Source organism: Brucella sp. NBRC 12950 (genome assembly GCF_030268145.1).
GTDB lineage: Bacteria > Pseudomonadota > Alphaproteobacteria > Rhizobiales > Rhizobiaceae > Brucella.
On sequence record NZ_BSQC01000001.1, the window covers coordinates 572452 to 591615 of the forward strand.

The following is a 19164-nucleotide window of genomic DNA, read 5'->3' on the forward strand; positions in this document are numbered from 1 at the left end:
GGCGCAGGATAGATGACGATTCTATGAATGCTGCCCCTTAAAGCAGCTTGAATTAAGGAGTTCGACACTCCAATTATGGACCGAAGCACTGGTTGTGGACTGCCTCATAATGAAAGGGGCCACAGCCTGTGGCAATCGGGTCGAATGACCTGAGAAAGGACTGAATAATGACGGGTATTGAACAGAAGACCCCAGCGGGTGGCGAAGACGGGCTGTATGCCGTTCTGCCGTTGCGCGATATCGTAGTCTTCCCCCATATGATTGTTCCGCTGTTTGTTGGACGTGAAAAGTCGATCAAAGCACTTGAAGAAGTGATGGGTGTCGACAAGCAGATTCTGCTCGCAACGCAGAAGAATGCGGCTGACGACGATCCGGCACCGGATGCAATCTATGAAATCGGCACGATCGCCAATGTGCTGCAGCTCCTCAAGCTGCCAGACGGTACCGTAAAGGTTCTCGTCGAAGGCACTGCGCGCGCCAAGGTTTCCAAGTTTACCGATCGTGAGGATTATCACGAAGCTTACGCAACGGCTCTGCCTGAGCCGGAAGAAGATGCTGTTGAAGTTGAGGCTCTGGCCCGCTCGGTGGTTTCCGACTTCGAAAACTACGTCAAGCTGAACAAGAAGATTTCGCCGGAAGTGGTTGGCGCTGCCAGCCAGATCGACGACTATTCCAAGCTCGCCGATACGGTTGCTTCGCATCTCGCTATCAAGATTCCTGAAAAGCAGGAAATGCTGTCGATTCTCTCGGTGCGTGAGCGTCTTGAGAAGGCACTTGCCTTCATGGAATCCGAGATTTCGGTTCTGCAGGTTGAGAAGCGCATCCGTGGCCGCGTTAAGCGCCAGATGGAAAAGACGCAGCGCGAATACTACCTCAACGAACAGATGAAGGCGATCCAGAAGGAACTTGGTGATGGTGAGGATGGTCGCGATGAAGCGGCTGAACTCGAAGAACGCATCAACAAGACCAAACTTTCCAAGGAAGCTCGCGAAAAGGCACAGGCTGAGCTGAAGAAGCTGCGCAGCATGAGCCCGATGTCGGCGGAAGCGACTGTTGTTCGCAACTATCTCGACTGGCTGCTGTCTATTCCTTGGGGCAAGAAGTCGAAGATCAAGCAGGATCTGAACTTTGCCGAAGGCGTACTCGGTGACGATCACTTTGGTCTAGAAAAGGTCAAGGAGCGCATTGTCGAGTATCTCGCGGTGCAGGCTCGCTCGACCAAGATCAAGGGTCCGATCCTTTGCCTCGTTGGACCTCCCGGCGTTGGTAAGACCTCGCTTGCTCGTTCGATTGCCAAGGCTACCGGCCGTGAATATGTCCGTATGTCGCTCGGCGGCGTGCGTGACGAGGCTGAAATCCGCGGTCATCGCCGCACCTATATCGGCTCGATGCCCGGCAAGGTCATCCAGTCGATGAAGAAGGCGAAGAAGTCCAACCCGCTCTTCCTGCTCGATGAAATCGACAAGATGGGCCAGGATTTCCGCGGCGATCCGTCATCGGCAATGCTTGAGGTACTGGACCCAGAACAGAACTCAACCTTCATGGATCATTACCTTGAGGTTGAATATGATCTGTCGAACGTCATGTTCGTGACGACCGCCAATACGCTGAACATTCCTGGTCCGCTTCTGGACCGTATGGAAGTCATCCGTATTGCCGGTTACACCGAAGATGAAAAGCTCGAGATTGCCAAGCGGCACCTGCTGCCAAAGGCGATCAAGGACCATGCTCTGCAGCCGAAGGAGTTTTCGGTTACGGACGATGCCCTGCGTAACGTTATCCGTCTTTACACGCGTGAAGCCGGTGTTCGTAGCCTCGAACGCGAGATGATGACTCTGGCACGTAAGGCCGTGACCGAGATTCTGAAGTCGAAGAAGAAGTCGGTGAAGATCACTGACAAGAACCTCTCCGATTATCTCGGTGTCGAGCGCTTCCGTTATGGTCAGATTGATGGCGAAGATCAGGTCGGTGTCGTCACAGGCCTGGCATGGACTGAAGTGGGCGGCGAATTGCTGACCATCGAAGGTGTCATGATGCCTGGTAAGGGCCGCATGACTGTCACGGGTAATCTCCGCGATGTGATGAAGGAATCGATTTCTGCGGCGGCATCTTATGTTCGCTCGCGTGCGGTTGATTTCGGCATCGAACCTCCGTTGTTCGACAAGCGCGACATCCACGTTCACGTACCGGAAGGTGCGACGCCAAAGGATGGCCCGTCGGCTGGTATCGCCATGGTCACGGCAATTGTCTCTGTTATGACCGGTATCCCGGTTCGTAAGGACGTTGCGATGACCGGTGAAGTGACGTTGCGTGGCCGTGTGCTTCCTATCGGCGGTCTCAAGGAAAAGCTGCTTGCTGCATTGCGTGGCGGCATCAAGAAGGTTCTGATCCCGGAAGAAAACGCCAAGGATCTGGCGGATATTCCGGACAATGTGAAGAACAATCTTGAGATCGTTCCAGTGTCGCGAGTCGGTGAAGTGCTGAAACATGCACTGGTTCGTGAGCCGCAGCCGATCGAGTGGACAGAGCCTGAAACGCCTGTTGCATCCGCTCCTGTGGACGACGATGCAGGTGTTTCAACAGCACATTAGTCATTGCTAGTGGCTAATAAGCATACAATGCCGGGCTAAATGCCCGGCATTTCTGTGTTTAACCCCGGTTTTCCGGGGGTTTTTCGTGTTGACAGGCTTGGTTTGTCAACCGATTTGAATAAACTGCACCCAATCCGGTCGCGTTATTCGTTCCGGTAGATAAAGAAAGGAAATGCCTATGAACAAGAACGAATTGGTCGCCGCAGTAGCGGAAAAGGGCGGTTTGACTAAGGCCGACGCAGGAACTGCTGTTGACGCTGTACTCGCAGCTGTCACCGGTGCTCTCAAGGCTGGCGAAGAAGTACGCCTGCCAGGCTTCGGCGTTTTCTCCGTTTCGCATCGCGCAGCTTCGACTGGCCGTAACCCTTCGACCGGTATGGAAGTTGCTATTCCTGCCCGCAACGTGCCGAAGTTCTCGGCTGGCAAGGGCCTGAAGGATGCCGTTAACGGCTAATCCTTATGAACTGGCGCGGCATGATCGCGATCAGTTATGCGAGAAGGCCCGGTTTGACCGGGCTTTTTTCATTTCTACGGTCTATAATTTTGATTGGGAGGTTTCGCGATGCGCTTTCGTAAAATGAGTATGGCTCTCCCGGTTATTGGCTTTGCAGGGCTGCTTTTGGGTATCCAATCCGCGCAGGCGGAAAGCTGTGGCGAGCAGGTCTTTCAGGACACCAAATTCATCATCTGCACGGTGAAGGCCAAAGAAAACCTGCGTCTGTTCTGGAAGGGCGCAGATGGCGAGCCTTATCGCAATTTCTCGAAAGTTGCGGATGCTGTGGCTGCAAAAGGCAAAACGCTGTCGTTCGCGTTTAATGCGGGAATGTACAGGGAAGATTTTGCGCCTATGGGGCTTTTTGTCGAGGACTGGCAGGAACTGGTTGCTGCCGATACGAAAGTGCCTCAGCGCGCATCTGGCCCAATTCCGAACTTCTATAAAAAGCCCAATGGTGTTTTCTATTTTGATAATGACAGCGCCGGCATTGTTTCGACTGACAGGTTTTTGAAACGTCGGCCGCAGGCGCGCTTTGCGACTCAATCCGGACCGATGCTGGTCATTCAGAACAAGCTCAATCCGATTCTGATCAAAGGATCGACGGACCGGACCCGCAGAAGCGGCGTTGGTGTTTGCGCCGATGAGACCATCCGCTTTGCCATCAGCGAAGATGCGGTGAATTTCTATGATTTCGCGTCACTGTTTCGAGATGAGCTGAAATGCGCGAACGCACTGTTCCTCGACGGTGGTGGCGGTGCTGGAATTTACAATCCAGCCATGGGGAGAAACGATATCTCGTGGCATGGCGGATATGGCCCGATTGTGGGATTTGTTGAATAGCAAAAAGCCGGGCACTAGGGCCCGGCTCTGATATATACACTTACTCAGCAGCTTCTGCTTTGCCCTTTGGGCGCCGCTCCAGCAGTTCTTTCAGGAACTGGCCTGTATAAGAGCGCTTTTCCTTCACGATGTCTTCCGGACGTCCAACGGCCACGATTTCGCCGCCGCCATCACCACCTTCCGGACCAAGGTCGATAACCCAGTCGGCAGTCTTGATGACTTCGAGATTGTGCTCGATGACCACAACCGTATTGCCCTGTTCGACCAGCTCGTGCAGCACTTCGAGAAGCTTTGCAACGTCGTGGAAGTGCAGGCCGGTCGTCGGCTCGTCAAGAATATAGAGTGTGCGACCCGTTGCGCGGCGCGACAGTTCCTTGGCGAGTTTCACGCGCTGCGCTTCACCACCCGAAAGTGTCGTTGCCTGCTGACCGACCTTGATATAGCCGAGGCCAACCTTCACCAGCGTTTCAAGCTTGTCACGCACGGCTGGAACTGCGGAGAAGAACTCAGCGCCTTCCTCAACCGTCATGTCGAGAACATCGGCAATCGACTTGCCTTTGAACTGCACTTCCAGCGTTTCGCGGTTGTAGCGCTTGCCGTGACAGACATCACAGGTGACATAGACATCCGGCAGGAAGTGCATCTCAATCTTGATGACGCCATCGCCTTGGCAGGCCTCACAGCGTCCACCTTTCACGTTGAACGAGAAGCGTCCGGGCTGATAACCGCGAGCCTTGGCTTCCGGCAGGCCGGCGAACCAATCGCGCATCGGTGTAAACGCGCCGGTATAGGTCGCCGGGTTGGAACGCGGCGTGCGGCCAATCGGCGACTGATCGATGTCGATGACTTTATCGAGGAATTCCAGTCCTTCGATGCGGTCATGCTCCGCGGGATGTTCGCGCGAGCCCATGATACGGCGCGAAGCGGCCTTGAACAGCGTTTCGATCAGGAAGGTGGACTTGCCACCACCGGATACGCCTGTAACTGCCGTGAATGTGCCAAGCGGAATATCCGCTGAAACATCCTTCAGATTGTTGCCACGCGCGCCGACAACGCGGATGCGCTTGTTCTTGGTGAGCTTGCGGCGCTCAGCGGGAACAGCTACTTCCATCGCACCCGACAGATATTTGCCGGTGAGCGAATTCGGGTTGGACATAACGTCTTTCGGCGTGCCCTGCGCGATGATCTTGCCGCCATGAACACCAGCAGCCGGGCCGATATCGACCACATAGTCTGCTGTCAGGATCGCATCTTCATCGTGTTCGACGACGATAACGGTATTGCCGAGATCGCGTAGGTGACGAAGTGTGTCGAGAAGGCGGGCATTGTCGCGCTGATGCAAGCCAATGGACGGCTCATCGAGCACGTAAAGCACGCCAGTCAGACCGGAGCCGATTTGTGAGGCAAGGCGAATACGCTGGCTTTCACCACCCGACAGCGTGCCGGAATTGCGTGCCAGTGTCAGATAGTCGAGACCAACATCGTTGAGGAACTCCAGACGTTCGCGGATTTCCTTGAGAATACGGGCAGCAATTTCGCGCTGCTTGTCGTTGAATGTGCCATCGACATCGCGGAACCACTGATCCGCATTGCGGATCGACATGCTGGTGATTTCACCGATATGCTTCATGCCAACCTTCACCGCCAGCGCTTCCGGCTTCAGGCGAAAGCCTTTACAGGCCGGGCAGGGCGTCGAAGACATGAAGCGTTCGATTTCCTCACGCGACCATGCCGAATCGGTTTCTTTCCAGCGGCGCTCGAGATTGGGAATCACACCTTCAAAAGCCTTGGTGGTCTGATACGAACGCAGGCCATCATCATACTGGAAGGTGATTTCCTTGCCCTTGGTGCCATAGAGAATGGCGTCCTGTGCTTCATCGGAAAGATCCGACCACTTGGCACTGACCTTAAAACCATAGGCTTTGCCGAGCGCTTCGAGCGTCTGATTGTAATAAGGCGAAGATGAGCGAGCCCAGGGCGCAATCGCTCCATCTTTCAGGGCTGCATTCACATCTGGAACGATCAGGTTTGGATCGATTGCCTGCTGGGTTCCCAGGCCGTCACAGGTCGGACAGGCGCCAAACGGATTGTTGAAGGAAAACAGGCGCGGCTCGATTTCCGGGATTGTAAAGCCGGAAACAGGGCAGGCGAATTTTTCCGAGAACATTACGCGTTCATGTGTCTCGTTGGCCGATTTGTTCGCGGCACCACCTTCGGCAGTTTCTTCAGGCGGCAGCGGCTTGTCGGCAAATTCGGCGATCGCCAGACCTTCAGCGAGCTTGAGGCAGGTTTCAAGGCTGTCGGCGAGGCGGGTCGAGAGATCAGCGCGTACCACAACACGGTCCACGACCACATCAATATCGTGCTTGTACTTCTTGTCGAGGGCTGGAACGTCAGCGATTTCATAGAAGGTGCCATCGACCTTCACACGCTGAAACCCCTTTTTCTGAAGCTCGGCCAGCTCTTTCTTGTATTCGCCTTTACGACCGCGAACGATAGGCGCGAGGATATAAAGTCGCGTGCCTTCCTCAAATGTCAAAACCCGATCAACCATCTGGCTGACTGTCTGGCTCTCAATCGGCAGGCCGGTGGCTGGCGAATAAGGCACACCCACACGCGCGAAAAGCAGGCGCATATAGTCGTAGATTTCAGTGACGGTGCCGACAGTCGAGCGCGGATTGCGGCTTGTCGTCTTCTGTTCGATGGAGATGGCAGGGGACAGACCGTCGATCTGATCGACATCCGGCTTCTGCATCATTTCAAGGAACTGGCGCGCATAAGCCGAAAGGCTTTCGACATAGCGGCGCTGACCTTCCGCATAGATCGTATCGAAGGCCAGCGATGATTTGCCGGAGCCTGAAAGGCCTGTCATCACGATCAGCTTGTCGCGTGGCAGATCTAGGTCGACATTTTTCAGATTGTGTTCACGCGCGCCACGTATGGAAATGAATTTCTGATCGCTCATTCCGCGTCCTGCCTGTTTGGTCATGTCATGGAGTGTTCGGGCGCCGATATACGTCGCGCCGCTCCATAATATGGGGATGAACCCCTTCCAGGGAAAGGGGGGCGGTCAATCGTTCGATGCAGATTTAGCACCAGAACAAAGATCGAACAACCAGCCTTCTGATAGGCGATACGAAATGTGAACGCAAGAGCGTTGACTGTTACTCCTGACAGGAGCAGACTACATTTACTCGCTGAATGGGGAGATATCGGAAGGGATGAAACGATATCGACAAGAGGTCCCAGTCAGTCGAGCCAACGCAACAGGGAGGTAAAGGAGCATGAGTCCACCTGACTACGTTGCCTAGCTTTCATATTGATGAAAGCACAATTGTCTGCGGTCATAGCTGCCTCATCTGCAAGGAATGATGCATTTTTGATTGAAACAGGTAATTGCAGAAAATTTAAAACATGCGCGGAAATATGGTCTCGTACCTCAGATTTCCGATTAGATTTATCGGCGAAGTACTGTCGATATAAGAGCATTGCTCAACCCCAAGCCCTGCGCGCCTAATAAACAGTGAGCGGCAGGGCTTATCTCTGTTTTCTCAAGAATTATCTTCTGAAAATTGTCAGTAGTTATTGCATTTTGAACAAAACAAGAACATAACTTCTGTGGAACACTATTAAAATAGCCCCTCCAATGAGAGCGCATGGAGAGTGGCTGTTGTAGAGTGTTTGCTGAGTTTCTGGTGATGGCGCATGGTTGCGCCTGATCTTTATTTTGGAAAGCACCCCTTGTCTGGATAAATCTGGATGAAGTCTGGATGAAGACGTGCGGGAAGGCGTGCTTGCGAGACCCGGAGTAAGTTTTCGATGGCTGGTAGCGTCAACAAAGTCATTCTGGTCGGCAATCTTGGTGCCGATCCTGAAATTCGTCGCCTCAATTCAGGCGATCAGATCGCCAATCTGCGCATTGCAACTTCGGAAAGCTGGCGCGACCGTCAGACCGGCGAACGCAAGGATCGTACCGAATGGCACAGCGTTGTCATTTTCAACGAAAATCTTGCCAAGGTTGCCGAGCAGTATCTGAAAAAGGGTGCTAAGGTTTATATCGAAGGCGCACTGCAGACCCGCAAGTGGCAGGACCAGAACGGCAACGACCGCTACAGCACCGAAATCGTGTTGCAGAAGTTCCGCGGCGAGCTTCAGATGCTCGATGGCCGTGGTGAAGGCGGCGGTGAAGGTCGCTCATTCGGCGGTGGTGGCGGTGGCAATCGCAACCAGATGTCGGATTATTCCGGCGGCGGTGATTTCGGTTCCTCCGGCCCATCCAATCAGGGTGGCGGCGGCGGTGGTTTCTCCCGCGATCTCGACGACGAAATTCCATTCTAAGAGCGGATATAATCTGCTTTATAAGATAAGCACGATAAGGCGCTGTTTTTACAGCGCCTTTTCTATTGGTTGTTAGCTGCTAAAATCAAAGAAAGCCAAACTAGGAGCGCATTTAAAGCGCATCCTCACAAATGCGAACCGGTTTTCGGAACAAGATGCGCGTACAAACAAAGAGATAGAGCAGTTCCAATGATTCGGTTTTAACAGAAACCGCGCTAAGGAGGCTTATCAGCGTGGTCCATCCGGATATGTGATCTGCTCGCCGTCTTCTTTCGTGAATGAAGCAACGGGATTTTCCAGAAGAGGCAGAACCAGTTCTGAAGGGCGGCATAGTCTCGTGCCGAGCGGTGTTTCTACAATAGGCCGATTGATCAGGATTGGATGAGCCATCATGAAGTCGATCAGCGCGTCATCGCTCCATTTCGGGTCAGACAAGTTGAGTTCGACATAAGGTGTGCCTTTCTCGCGCAACAATTCCCGCGGCTTTACATTCATAGCCGCCAGAAGCCCTGTCAGACGTTCCCGTGTAGGCGGGTTTTGTACATATTCGATGATGACTGGTTCTTCACCGCTGGCACGGATGATTGCCAACGTATTGCGCGAAGTGCCGCATTTCGGGTTGTGAAAAATAGTCACTGTCATCGGCGTCTTCCTGCCTGAATTAGTTACAGAATAATTCCTTAAACTTGAATCAGTTTAAGGTAAAACTATGCTGTAAATATAAAGTGTTAGAGCGACTTTTGTGCGCCAAAAAGGGCGCACGGCGCACTCGTGGATTGAGTTTGTCGTTTGAATCCCGGCTGACACTTATGCTGAGCAAATGTTAGAATCAGACCACCAGTGCGTGATTAAAGCCGCTTCTGGGCCGCTTTTAGCAGTATCTGAATTAGTATGATCTAGTTCATGTCATTCATCTGAGGATCGCCGGGATAAGTCTCGATTGAGAATTCCATATTGTCGGCAGAGAACCGGGTGAGCGAATATTGGATCGGTTCCCCATCTGTGTTCACATTGATAGCTTTGGCTGTCAGCACAATGGCGCCTGGCGAAAGTTTCAAATGTTTCAGATCATCCGAATCTGCATGTCGGGCGGATATGATTGTCGATTTGCGGAAATAATCCGTAAGACCTGCTTTTCTGAAAGCCACGGTGACAGAACCACTCTCTGCATAGTCCGTGGTGATTTCCGGAAATTTTTCGGCGCTGATCCAAAGTGTAGCGCGCGACACAGGGCGTCCGTCGGCACTGTGTAAGGTTTCCAGTTGCGTAACAGGTGAACCGATCTCAATCGCAAGAGCTTCGGCTATGTCTTGAGAAGCGGGCACTGTGTCGGAAGCGAGCAATGCGCCCTTCATGTCTCGTACCTGCGAAGCCAGCGATTGCGAAATACGCGTGCGGCGCCCGATCTGGTAGGTAAGGCGTTTTGCATTGGCGACAAAAGTGCCGCGTCCTTGTTCCGCGCGCAGGACGCCTTCCTGCGTAAGAGCCGCAATTGCGCTGCGCACGGTATGGCGATTGACGCCAAATCGCTCTGCCAGGTCCATTTCGGCTGGCATACGCGCGCCCGTAGCAAGTTTCCCGGCCATGATGTCGCCGCGTATCTCGTCGGCAATCTGCCGCCAGATGGCTACACCGCTGTTTCTCTCAATCCGTCCGCTCTTTTTCATCTGCGCCTTTGTCATCAATTGTCATCGTCCTGTCATTGGCAGGGTGTATCCATTCTGGTATTGTATAGTTGTCTATATGAATAGACAATTAAGGCGATCAAGTCAACCGGATTAGATAGGTCGGATAAGCTCATGAACACGACGGGGCATACTACGCGGCACAGCACAGTTGAAAGTGGAGGTGGCTCCACCGCTGGAAGCAATTTGGCGCCGGATGCAACGCAGGCAGCACGTCAAGCAGCACGTCAGGCCAGTATGGCGCTTCTCGCTCGCGCAAGCGGCGAAGAATTGAAAACGTTCTGGCAGAACTGGGCAGACAAGCCTGAATTTGAAGTTTTGCGTGGTCCGGAAACCGGGCTGGTTATGATGCGCGGTCGTATTGGCGGTGGCGGTGCTCCGTTCAATGTTGGCGAAGCAACCGTCACCCGCGCAACTGTTCGTCTGGCGAATGGCTCGGTTGGGCACTCCTATGCGCTGGGACGTGATCAGGAAAAGGCGAAGCTCGCTGCATTGTTTGACGCGCTTTGGCTCGATGAGGCCACCCGCGATGCGATCGAAAGCAGCGTGCTCAACGCATTGCGTGGTCGTGTCGATACTGCAGATGCAAAACGGCGCGGCGAAGCTGCTGCCACGAAGGTCGATTTCTTCACAATGGTTCGGGGAGACAACTGATGCTCCATTCTTCTTCTGCATTTGAAGGCGGACTGGCTGATCCAGTCAATGAAGCGCAGTCGGCGTTTCATGCAGTCATGCACGCAATGGCCAATCCTGGTCGTATCCATTCGCTGCCTAGTGCGGCTGTGCCATCAAAGCCGCTTACGCCTGAGCTTGGCCTGATCGCAGCAACGCTTCTTGATCACGACGCAAGCGTCTGGGTCGATGCTGAAATTGCAGCCAATCAGGACGCAACGGCATGGCTGACATTCCATACCGGTGCACCAATCGTCGGCGATCAGTCGAAAGCGCAGTTCGCACTTGTAACGGATGCGCAATCGTTGCCGGCACTTGCTTCCTTCGCGCAGGGAGACCCTGAATTTCCGGATCGTTCGACGACTGTTGTTCTAGCAGTTTCGTCTTTGACGAGCGGGCAGGGTTTCAGCCTCAAAGGCCCGGGCATCAAGGATGAAACTGTGCTGACCGTTGATGGTTTGCCGCAGGATTTTGCTGCGCAATGGCGTGAAAATGGCGCGTTGTTTCCGCTGGGCATAGATCTGGTGCTTGTCGCTGATGGCAAAGTCGCAGGGCTTCCCCGCACCACGCGTATAGCAAGTTTGGAGGATTGATCCATGTATGTTGCTGTAAAGGGCGGTGAAACCGCCATCCGCAATGCCCACCGTCTGCTTGATGATCGCCGTCGTGGCGACCGCTCGGTTCCGGCGTTGCGTCTTGACCAAATTGCCGAACAGCTGGGTCTCGCCGTTGATCGCGTCATGGCCGAAGGTTCGCTTTATGACCGAGAACTCGCAGCACTTGCCGTGCGCCAGTCGCGGGGCGATCTGATTGAGGCAATCTTTCTGGTTCGTGCCTACCGCACAACCCTGCCGCGTTTCGGCTATTCGCTACCACTTGAGACCGCGAATATGCTGATCGAACGTCGCATTTCGGCCACCTATAAAGATCTGCCCGGCGGGCAGCTGTTGGGACCGACATTTGACTACACGCATCGTCTGCTTGATCCGGAACTGGCGGGTGATGTCAGTGTTCCCGAGCCGGAAGTGCGTGCGACTGAGCCTGAAGAAACGCCACGCGTGACCGATATTCTCGGTGTCAACGGCATGATCGAAGAAGACGGTGCGATGCCGGAGGGGCATGAGCCGGGCGATCTTACCCGCGAACCTTGGACGTTCCCGATGCCGCGTGATCTGCGCTTGCAGGCTTTGGCGCGCGGTGATGAAGGCTTCCTGCTGGCGCTGGGTTATTCCACGCAACGCGGTTATGGCAACACGCATCCATTTGTCGGTGAAATCCGCATTGGCGAGGTGGAGGTTGAGTTTGATGTGCCTGAGCTCGGCTTTGCCGTTTCGCTTGGCCGTGTTCAGCTGACCGAATGCCAGATGGTGAGCCAGTTCAAAGGCTCGTCCAAGCAGGCACCACAATTCACCCGTGGCTACGGTCTGGTGTTCGGACAAAGCGAGCGCAAAGCCATGTCGATGTCGCTTTGCGACCGGGCGCTGCGTGTCCGCGAATTCGATGCGGATGTGACAGCACCCGCGCAGGACGAAGAATTCGTCATTTCCCATTCCGACAATGTGCAGTCGACGGGCTTCGTAGAGCATCTGAAATTGCCCCATTACGTGGACTTTCAGGCTGAGCTCGATCTAATCCGCCGTATGCGTGCGGAATATGAACAAGCGAACAACGAGACTGAAGTTTTGGCAACCGAAGCAGCAGCCAATAACGGCACAGGCAAGGAAGCAGCAGCCAATATTGCCGCAGGCAAGGAAGCAGCAGAATGAGCGATCTAGCCAATTACAATTTCGCCTATCTGGACGAGCAGACAAAGCGGATGATCCGTCGTGCTATCCTGAAAGCCATTGCTATTCCGGGCTATCAGGTTCCGTTCGCAAGCCGTGAAATGCCGATGCCTTATGGCTGGGGCACAGGCGGTGTGCAGGTGACGGCGGCAATTCTCGGTCAGGATGATGTACTCAAAGTTATCGATCAGGGCGCTGATGATACGACCAATGCCGTTTCCATCCGGGCATTCTTCCAGAAAACTGCAGATGTTGCCGTGACCACCCATACGGGTGAGGCGACTATCATCCAGACACGTCACCGCATTCCGGAATATCCGCTGACTGAAGGGCAGGTGATTGTCTATCAGGTGCCAATTCCTGAGCCGCTGCGTTTTCTGGAACCGCGTGAAACCGAAACGCGCAAGATGCACGCGCTTGCCGAATATGGCCTCATGCATGTGAAGCTTTACGAGGATATCGCGCGCCATGGCCATATCGCCAAGACCTATGATTATCCGGTGATGATCGAAGGGCGCTATGTCATGGCACCGTCGCCGACGCCCAAGTTCGACAATCCAAAGATGCATATGTCGCCAGCTTTGCAGCTGTTTGGTGCCGGTCGTGAAAAGCGCATCTATGCCGTACCGCCTTATACGGATGTCGTGAGCCTCGATTTCGAGGATCATCCATTTGAAGTGCAGAAATTCAAACAGCCTTGCGCATTGTGTGGCGCACGCGGCGTCTATCTGGACGAAGTCGTGCTCGATGACCGTGGCGGCTCGATGTTTGTCTGCTCCGATACCGATTATTGTGAAGATCGTCAGGCGAATGGCCACTTTGGTCATCTGGCAGCGAACAATGAGGCCGCAGCCAAGGGAGCCCTGAAATGAGTATTGAAATGAGCGTCGAACCTCTGCTGAAAGTCAGCAATCTCTCGAAGTTTTATGGCAGTCGTCGCGGTTGCGCGGATATCGATTTCTCGCTGTGGCCGGGCGAAGTGCTGGCCATCGTCGGTGAATCGGGTTCGGGCAAGACGACTTTGCTCAACTGTCTGGCGACACGTCTGGAACCGACATCGGGCAGCGTGGAATATCGAATGCGTGATGGCGAGTTCCGCGATCTTTACAAGATCGGAGAGGCTGAACGCCGCTTTCTGATGCGTACCGACTGGGGCTTCGTGCATCAGAATCCTTCGGACGGTCTGCGCATGACAGTTTCGGCGGGTGCCAATGTCGGTGAACGGCTGATGGCTGTTGGCGAGCGCCATTATGGCAATATTCGCAACACGGCAACTGAATGGCTCGGACGTGTCGAAATCGCTGCTGACCGCATCGACGACCAGCCCCGCGCTTTCTCCGGCGGTATGCGTCAGCGTCTGCAGATTGCGCGCAATCTCGTCACAGCGCCGCGTCTTGTTTTCATGGATGAACCGACTGGCGGTCTCGACGTGTCCGTGCAGGCACGTCTTCTCGACCTGCTGCGCGGTTTGGTGAGCGATCTCGGCCTTTCGGTTGTCATCGTGACCCACGACCTCGCAGTGGCGCGTCTTCTGTCCCATCGCATCATGGTCATGAAAGACGGCCATATTGTCGAACAGGGCCTGACAGACCGCGTTCTGGATGACCCGCAAGCGCCTTACACGCAGCTGCTCGTGTCGTCTATTCTGCAGGTTTAGTAAATTAAAACAGATGTTTGCAGCGTGTTGTTCGTAAATTAGCGAAACTTCATGCGTGAGGTGAGAAATGACACAAGTTAGAACATCCTCTCCGCTGGCCGTGTCGGGTCTGGCGAAGACGTTCACGATGCATTTGCAGGGTGGCATTCAGTTGCCAGTCGTAAGTGGCGTGGACTTCAATCTGGAAGCAGGCGAATGCGCCGTGCTTGGCGGACCTTCCGGTGCTGGTAAAAGCTCCATTCTCAAGATGGTTTATGGCAACTACGCCGTGAATGCAGGTTCTATCCTCATTCGTCACGAAGACCGTATGGTGGATCTGGCAACAGCCGATCCGCGCGAAGTGCTGGCCGTTCGGCGTGATACGATTGGTTATGTCAGCCAGTTCCTGCGCACATTGCCGCGCGTGGCGGCAATCGATGTCGTTGCGGAGCCATTGGTGGCTCGTGGTGTTGATCGCGATGCTGCTCGCAATCGTGCAAGCGAATTGCTCGCGCAGCTCAACCTGCCGGAACGGCTCTGGGTATTGCCACCTGCAACCTTCTCCGGCGGTGAGCAGCAGCGCGTGAATATTGCGCGCGGTTTCATCACGGACCATCCGGTGTTGCTGCTTGATGAGCCGACAGCTTCGCTCGATGCCAAAAACAGGGCAGTCGTTGTTGATCTCATCAAGGCCAAGAAGGCGCAAGGCGTCGCAATGCTTGGCATTTTCCACGATGAAGATGTGCGTGAACAGGTTGCTGATCGCATTATCGACGTAACCGCTTTCTCGCCGAAGGCAGCAGCATGACCAAGCTCTCAGTAGAACCACTGGTTCACGAAACGGCTGAAGTAAACGGTAGCAAGCTCGGTCGATATACCGAGATCGGCGCGCGCAGCCGTGTGTCGGAAACTGTGCTGGACGACTATTCCTATCTCGGTATCGATTGCGAAATCTGGTGTGCTGAGATCGGCAAGTTTTCCAACATCGCCAGCCATGTGCGTATCAACGCCACCAATCATCCGACATGGCGTCCGACGTTGCATCATTTCACCTATCGCGCCGGTGATTACTGGCCGGAAGAAAAGGATGAGACGGAGTTCTTTGATTGGCGTCGCGGCAATGCCGTGAAAATTGGTCACGACACATGGCTCGGCCATGGCTCCACCATCTTGCCGGGTGTGACGGTTAGCAATGGTGCGGTTGTCGGTGCCGGAGCTGTCGTGAGCAGGGACGTGGCGCCCTATACAATTGTTGGTGGTGTCCCGGCGCGTCTCATTCGTGAACGCTTCGACGCTGCGACCGGCAATCGTCTGGATCGACTGGCCTGGTGGGACTGGAGCCATGATCGTCTGCGCCAAGCGCTCGATGATTTCCGCGCGCTCGATATTGAAGCTTTCCTCTCGAAATATGAAACGGCCGCTAATACGAATGCGGTCATGAAAGAGCTATCCAATGGCTAATGAAACCGTTCTGAAAAATGCGCAGATCGTGCTTGCTGATGAGATTGTTACCGGTTCTATCCTGATCCGTGATGGCAAAATTGCCGCCATCGATCAGGGCAATACCAACGGCGGCGATGACATGGATGGCGATTATGTCATTCCGGGCCTCATCGAGCTGCATACCGATCAGCTGGAAAGCCATTACGCGCCGCGTCCAAAGGTGCGCTGGAATGTCGATGCAGCGGTTCAGGCGCATGATGCGCAGGTTGCAGCATCGGGCATCACGACAGTTTTCGATGCGATGCGCGTTGGTTCTGATTATGACCGTGACTTCGTGGGCAAGGATATGCGGATGCTTGCGGACGCCATCGAAAGCGGTGTTCGCGAAAATCGCCTGCGTGCAGACCACTTTCTGCACCTGCGCTGCGAAGTATCCTCAGCAGATTGCCTTGAAACATTCGAGCTTTTCGCAGGCGATGACCGCGTTAAACTCGCTTCGCTGATGGATCATGCACCGGGACAGCGTCAATTCGTTGATCTTAATACGTATCGCACTTATTACATGCGCAAGATGAAGCTCACGGATGAGGAGTTCCGGGTGCATTGTGAGAAGCGTATGGCGGATTCTGACGCCTATTCGGCCAAACATCGTCGCGCCATTGCCGAACTGGCAGCAGCGCGCAGCATCGTGCTGGCCAGCCATGATGATGCGACCAGCGCGCATGTCGATGAATCACTCGACCATGGTGTGCGGATCGCCGAGTTTCCGACCACGATGGAAGCAGCCAGTGCCTCAAAAGGTGCAGGCCTTTCCATTCTGATGGGCGCGCCCAATATTGTGCGCGGTGGCTCGCATTCCGGCAATATCGCTGCACGCGATCTCGTCGATAATGGCAGCCTCGACATTCTGTCATCGGATTACATTCCGTTCAGCCTCATTCAGTCGGCTTTCGGCCTTGCTTCGGGGGAGCGTCCGATTGCGCTGCCACAGGCTGTCCGCCTCGTAACCAAGAACCCGGCTGATGCCATGGCTATGGATGATCGCGGCGAAATCGCTATCGGAAAGCGTGCCGATTTGGTTCGTGTGCGTCCGAAAGGTGCAATTCCGGTTGTGCGCACTGTCTGGCGCGAAGGCGAACGGGTGCTTTGATGCAGATGCAATCCGATACGCCGAAAGGCTGTTTCGTTGCCGTTGTCGGCCCCAGTGGGGCCGGCAAAGACACGATTATGGATGCAGCGCGTGTGGCTCTTGCGGGCGACACGCGGTTTCATTTTGTGCGCCGGATCATCACGCGTCCGCAAATGCCGGGCACGGAAGATCACGACAGTCTGGATGAAACAGCGTTTACGAAAGCCGCAGGCGAGGGTGCTTTCGCGCTGCACTGGCAGGCGCATGGCCTGAGCTATGGATTGCCGAAATCGCTTGATGATGAAATCGCCGACGGTATCGTGGTGATTGCCAATGTCTCGCGGCGTGTACTTGGCGATATCCGCAGGCTTTATTCGGAACGGTCCGTGGTCGTCATTTCAGCTAGGCCGGAAGTACTTGCAGAGCGGCTTGCATCGCGCGGACGTGAAAGTCGAGAAGAAATCGCTTTGCGACTTAAGCGTGAAGTGAGCTTCGATGACGGTGCAGACGATGTCGTCATAATAGACAATTCAGGTGAAGTCGCTGCTTCCACAGATGCCTTCCTGCGTCACCTGCAGGAAATGAGCATTAAAACAATTGCCTAAATTAAAATCTTAAAGTGGAATGTAAGTTTACACAAACGTCATGGTCCGTTCATTGCAGTGTCATTGAACGGATCAATAGTGAGCATGAATGGAGACGAATTCATGCTTCAACTAAAAAACGTAACGCGCCGCTATAATGATAAGGTGGCGGTTTCGGGTGTTGACCTCGAGATCGAGCCGGGCTCGTTTGTTGGAATTATTGGTCGCTCGGGCGCGGGAAAGTCGACGCTGCTGCGTATGATCAATCGCCTTGTTGAGCCTTCAGAGGGAACAATTCACTGGGATGGTCGCGACGTTACCGGGCTCAAGGGTTCGGGATTGCGCGATTGGCGCGCACAATGCGCGATGATTTTCCAGCATTTCAATCTGGTTGATCGTCTTGATGTTCTGACCAATGTTTTGATGGGGCGTCTCAACTATGTTTCGACGCCTAAGTCGCTCCTGCGTATCTGGAGCGATGAAGAGCGTTTGATCGCTCTTTCGGCGTTGCAGCAATTCGATATTGCGCATCTTGCAGCGCATCGCGCTGACGAGCTTTCGGGTGGTCAGCAGCAGCGCGTGGCCATTGCCCGTGCACTTGTTCAGCAGCCGCGCATCATTCTCGCAGACGAGCCGATTGCATCGCTCGATCCGCGCAATACCCGCAGCGTCATGGACGCTTTGCGTCGCATCAATCGCGAATATGGCATCACGGTTCTCTGCAATCTGCACTCGCTCGATATTGCGCGCAGCTATTGCGACCGCCTCGTCGGCATGTCTGCCGGCAAGATCGTATTCCGCGGCACACCGTCGATGCTGACCGATATGGCATCACGCGACCTTTACGGCATGGAAGCCGATGACGTCATCGATGCCGATGAACAGGCTGAAACAATGCCAATGCCAGTTCCGCAGTCGGCCGAAGCCGTTCTGCGCCAGCTTTCCGCCTGAGCGCACAAAGCTCCGGAAAAAATTACGCTCCAAAATCAGGGATTAACAGGAGATACCTATGCTTAACCGTAGAAACTTTCTGGCGGCTGCTGCGCTTACCGCTACGCTGACCATGCCGATGATGGCTTCCACTGCACAGGCTGCAGACTGGAGCAAGGATTATCCAGAAATCGTTCTGGGCGTGATCCCAGCTGAAAACGCTTCGACCACTTCCGACCGTTATGCGCCTCTGGCAGCTTACCTCGGCAAGGAACTCGGCACGAAGGTTACGCTGCGCGTTGCTAATGACTATGCGGCTGTTATCGAAGGTCAGCGCGCTGGCAACATTCAGATCGCATTCTATGGCCCGGCTTCTTACGCCCGCGCTGTGATGACTGGCGTTGAAACCACTCCGCTCGTCAACCAGCGTCATGACACCGGCGTAAACGGCTATTATTCGGTTGTTTATGTTCGCGCCGACAGCCCTTACCAGAAGATGGATGACCTCAAGGGCAAAGCGATTGCTCTCGTCGATCCTAACTCGACATCGGGCAACAACGCGCCACGCTTCTTCTTGAACCGCGATGGCTATAGCGTCGATACGTTCTTTGGTAAGAACTTCTTTGCTGGCAGCCACGAAAACGCAGTTCTCGCTCTCGCACAGGGCACCGCAGACGCTGCTGCAAACTCCTGGAACTCGGAAGACGATTCCAACCTGACCCGCATGGTCAGCCGCGGCGTTCTCAAGGATGCAAACGGCAAGGCAATGACGAAGGGTGATTTCCGCATCATCTTCAAGTCGGACTTTCTTCCAGAAGGCCCATTTGCGGTTCTCAGCACCCTGCCAGATCAGCTCAAGGCTGACATCAAGCAGGCTTTCCTCGACATGCCAACCAAGGACAAGGCTGGCTTTGACGCTCTTTCCGACGGCAAGGATAAGGAATTCGTAGCGACCGAAGCCAAGGAATATGAGCCAATCATCGAGATGCTCAAGTTCAACGACAAGGCTCGCAAGTCTTAATCCGTAGAACAATTG

The 19164-nt window shown here is 54.4% G+C and carries 18 protein-coding genes; 15 read left to right on the forward strand and 3 right to left on the reverse strand.

The window, feature by feature from the left end:
• Positions 1-167 precede the first annotated feature (167 nt).
• From lon to QSJ70_RS02785, 3 genes are all read left to right on the forward strand, one after another.
• Positions 168-2591 (forward strand): endopeptidase La, encoded by a 2424-nt coding sequence (gene lon / locus QSJ70_RS02775; protein WP_007875107.1) that lies wholly within the window; start codon positions 168-170, stop codon positions 2589-2591.
• A 178-nt stretch (positions 2592-2769) separates the two neighbouring features.
• A complete protein-coding gene (locus QSJ70_RS02780; protein WP_007875106.1) occupies positions 2770-3045 on the forward strand; it encodes an HU family DNA-binding protein in 276 nt (91 codons plus the stop codon).
• A 108-nt stretch (positions 3046-3153) separates the two neighbouring features.
• The gene (locus QSJ70_RS02785) at positions 3154-3927 is read left to right on the forward strand and encodes a phosphodiester glycosidase family protein (RefSeq protein WP_007875105.1); all 774 of its coding nucleotides are present in this window, start codon (positions 3154-3156) and stop codon (positions 3925-3927) included.
• A gap of 40 nt (positions 3928-3967) precedes the next feature.
• On the opposite strand, the gene uvrA is transcribed toward QSJ70_RS02785, so the two are convergent.
• Positions 3968-6892, reverse strand: a complete 2925-nt coding sequence (uvrA, locus tag QSJ70_RS02790) for an excinuclease ABC subunit UvrA (RefSeq protein ID WP_112806556.1) — start codon at positions 6890-6892, stop codon at positions 3968-3970.
• Between the two features lie 854 nt (positions 6893-7746).
• On the opposite strand from uvrA, the gene ssb reads away from it, so the two are divergent.
• Entirely contained in the window at positions 7747-8265 is a 519-nt protein-coding gene (gene ssb, locus QSJ70_RS02795; RefSeq protein ID WP_285534691.1) for a single-stranded DNA-binding protein, read from the forward strand.
• A 228-nt stretch (positions 8266-8493) separates the two neighbouring features.
• Here ssb and arsC read toward each other — a convergent pair whose 3' ends face one another.
• Both arsC and phnF read right to left on the reverse strand, forming a co-directional pair.
• Positions 8494-8907 (reverse strand): arsenate reductase (glutaredoxin), encoded by a 414-nt coding sequence (gene arsC, locus QSJ70_RS02800; protein WP_285534693.1) that lies wholly within the window; start codon positions 8905-8907, stop codon positions 8494-8496.
• A gap of 254 nt (positions 8908-9161) precedes the next feature.
• Complete coding sequence (gene phnF / locus QSJ70_RS02805) at positions 9162-9932, reverse strand: phosphonate metabolism transcriptional regulator PhnF (RefSeq protein ID WP_285534732.1); 771 nt, start codon at positions 9930-9932, stop codon at positions 9162-9164.
• A gap of 132 nt (positions 9933-10064) precedes the next feature.
• Between phnF and phnG the strand changes: the two genes are divergently transcribed.
• The 11 genes from phnG to phnD all read left to right on the forward strand — a co-directional run bounded on the left by phnG (position 10065) and on the right by phnD (position 19149).
• Complete coding sequence (phnG, locus tag QSJ70_RS02810) at positions 10065-10604, forward strand: phosphonate C-P lyase system protein PhnG (RefSeq protein ID WP_157094139.1); 540 nt, start codon at positions 10065-10067, stop codon at positions 10602-10604.
• Entirely contained in the window at positions 10604-11215 is a 612-nt protein-coding gene (gene phnH / locus QSJ70_RS02815; RefSeq protein WP_285534694.1) for a phosphonate C-P lyase system protein PhnH, read from the forward strand. Before phnG ends, phnH begins: the two co-directional genes overlap by 1 nt.
• Positions 11216-11218: 3 nt before the next feature.
• Positions 11219-12388, forward strand: coding sequence for a carbon-phosphorus lyase complex subunit (locus tag QSJ70_RS02820; protein ID WP_113160088.1), 1170 nt, complete (start codon positions 11219-11221; stop codon positions 12386-12388).
• Positions 12385-13278, forward strand: coding sequence for an alpha-D-ribose 1-methylphosphonate 5-phosphate C-P-lyase PhnJ (locus tag QSJ70_RS02825; protein ID WP_007875096.1), 894 nt, complete (start codon positions 12385-12387; stop codon positions 13276-13278). The genes QSJ70_RS02820 and QSJ70_RS02825 overlap by 4 nt, the downstream gene beginning before the upstream one ends.
• A gap of 8 nt (positions 13279-13286) precedes the next feature.
• Entirely contained in the window at positions 13287-14063 is a 777-nt protein-coding gene (gene phnK / locus QSJ70_RS02830; protein ID WP_007875095.1) for a phosphonate C-P lyase system protein PhnK, read from the forward strand.
• A 67-nt stretch (positions 14064-14130) separates the two neighbouring features.
• Positions 14131-14850: a phosphonate C-P lyase system protein PhnL gene (phnL, locus tag QSJ70_RS02835; protein WP_285534696.1), complete on the forward strand. Its 720-nt coding sequence runs from the start codon at positions 14131-14133 to the stop codon at positions 14848-14850.
• Positions 14847-15503: a DapH/DapD/GlmU-related protein gene (locus QSJ70_RS02840; RefSeq protein WP_285534698.1), complete on the forward strand. Its 657-nt coding sequence runs from the start codon at positions 14847-14849 to the stop codon at positions 15501-15503. The genes phnL and QSJ70_RS02840 overlap by 4 nt, the downstream gene beginning before the upstream one ends.
• Positions 15496-16635 (forward strand): alpha-D-ribose 1-methylphosphonate 5-triphosphate diphosphatase, encoded by a 1140-nt coding sequence (locus QSJ70_RS02845; protein ID WP_112812774.1) that lies wholly within the window; start codon positions 15496-15498, stop codon positions 16633-16635. Before QSJ70_RS02840 ends, QSJ70_RS02845 begins: the two co-directional genes overlap by 8 nt.
• Positions 16636-16640: 5 nt before the next feature.
• Positions 16641-17219, forward strand: coding sequence for a phosphonate metabolism protein/1,5-bisphosphokinase (PRPP-forming) PhnN (gene phnN / locus QSJ70_RS02850; RefSeq protein ID WP_285534733.1), 579 nt, complete (start codon positions 16641-16643; stop codon positions 17217-17219).
• A 102-nt stretch (positions 17220-17321) separates the two neighbouring features.
• Positions 17322-18149 (forward strand): phosphonate ABC transporter ATP-binding protein, encoded by an 828-nt coding sequence (gene phnC / locus QSJ70_RS02855; RefSeq protein WP_064320649.1) that lies wholly within the window; start codon positions 17322-17324, stop codon positions 18147-18149.
• A 58-nt stretch (positions 18150-18207) separates the two neighbouring features.
• A complete protein-coding gene (gene phnD / locus QSJ70_RS02860; protein ID WP_285534700.1) occupies positions 18208-19149 on the forward strand; it encodes a phosphonate ABC transporter substrate-binding protein in 942 nt (313 codons plus the stop codon).
• Positions 19150-19164 lie beyond the last annotated feature (15 nt).

Bases quoted from the DNA above. Each gene is read 5' to 3' on its own strand.
- arsC (WP_285534693.1), bottom strand. From the start codon at position 8,907: ATGACAGTGACTATTTTTCACAACCCGAAATGCGGCACTTCGCGCAAT.
- QSJ70_RS02840 (WP_285534698.1), top strand. From the start codon at position 14,847: ATGACCAAGCTCTCAGTAGAACCACTGGTTCACGAAACGGCTGAAGTA.
- QSJ70_RS02785 (WP_007875105.1), top strand. From the start codon at position 3,154: ATGCGCTTTCGTAAAATGAGTATGGCTCTCCCGGTTATTGGCTTTGCA.
- phnC (WP_064320649.1), top strand. From the start codon at position 17,322: ATGCTTCAACTAAAAAACGTAACGCGCCGCTATAATGATAAGGTGGCG.
- QSJ70_RS02820 (WP_113160088.1), top strand. From the start codon at position 11,219: ATGTATGTTGCTGTAAAGGGCGGTGAAACCGCCATCCGCAATGCCCAC.
- uvrA (WP_112806556.1), bottom strand. From the start codon at position 6,892: ATGAGCGATCAGAAATTCATTTCCATACGTGGCGCGCGTGAACACAAT.
- phnD (WP_285534700.1), top strand. From the start codon at position 18,208: ATGCTTAACCGTAGAAACTTTCTGGCGGCTGCTGCGCTTACCGCTACG.
- phnK (WP_007875095.1), top strand. From the start codon at position 13,287: ATGAGCGTCGAACCTCTGCTGAAAGTCAGCAATCTCTCGAAGTTTTAT.
- QSJ70_RS02780 (WP_007875106.1), top strand. From the start codon at position 2,770: ATGAACAAGAACGAATTGGTCGCCGCAGTAGCGGAAAAGGGCGGTTTG.
- lon (WP_007875107.1), top strand. From the start codon at position 168: ATGACGGGTATTGAACAGAAGACCCCAGCGGGTGGCGAAGACGGGCTG.
- phnN (WP_285534733.1), top strand. From the start codon at position 16,641: ATGCAATCCGATACGCCGAAAGGCTGTTTCGTTGCCGTTGTCGGCCCC.
- QSJ70_RS02845 (WP_112812774.1), top strand. From the start codon at position 15,496: ATGGCTAATGAAACCGTTCTGAAAAATGCGCAGATCGTGCTTGCTGAT.
- QSJ70_RS02825 (WP_007875096.1), top strand. From the start codon at position 12,385: ATGAGCGATCTAGCCAATTACAATTTCGCCTATCTGGACGAGCAGACA.
- phnH (WP_285534694.1), top strand. From the start codon at position 10,604: ATGCTCCATTCTTCTTCTGCATTTGAAGGCGGACTGGCTGATCCAGTC.
- ssb (WP_285534691.1), top strand. From the start codon at position 7,747: ATGGCTGGTAGCGTCAACAAAGTCATTCTGGTCGGCAATCTTGGTGCC.
- phnL (WP_285534696.1), top strand. From the start codon at position 14,131: ATGACACAAGTTAGAACATCCTCTCCGCTGGCCGTGTCGGGTCTGGCG.
- phnG (WP_157094139.1), top strand. From the start codon at position 10,065: ATGAACACGACGGGGCATACTACGCGGCACAGCACAGTTGAAAGTGGA.
- phnF (WP_285534732.1), bottom strand. From the start codon at position 9,932: ATGAAAAAGAGCGGACGGATTGAGAGAAACAGCGGTGTAGCCATCTGG.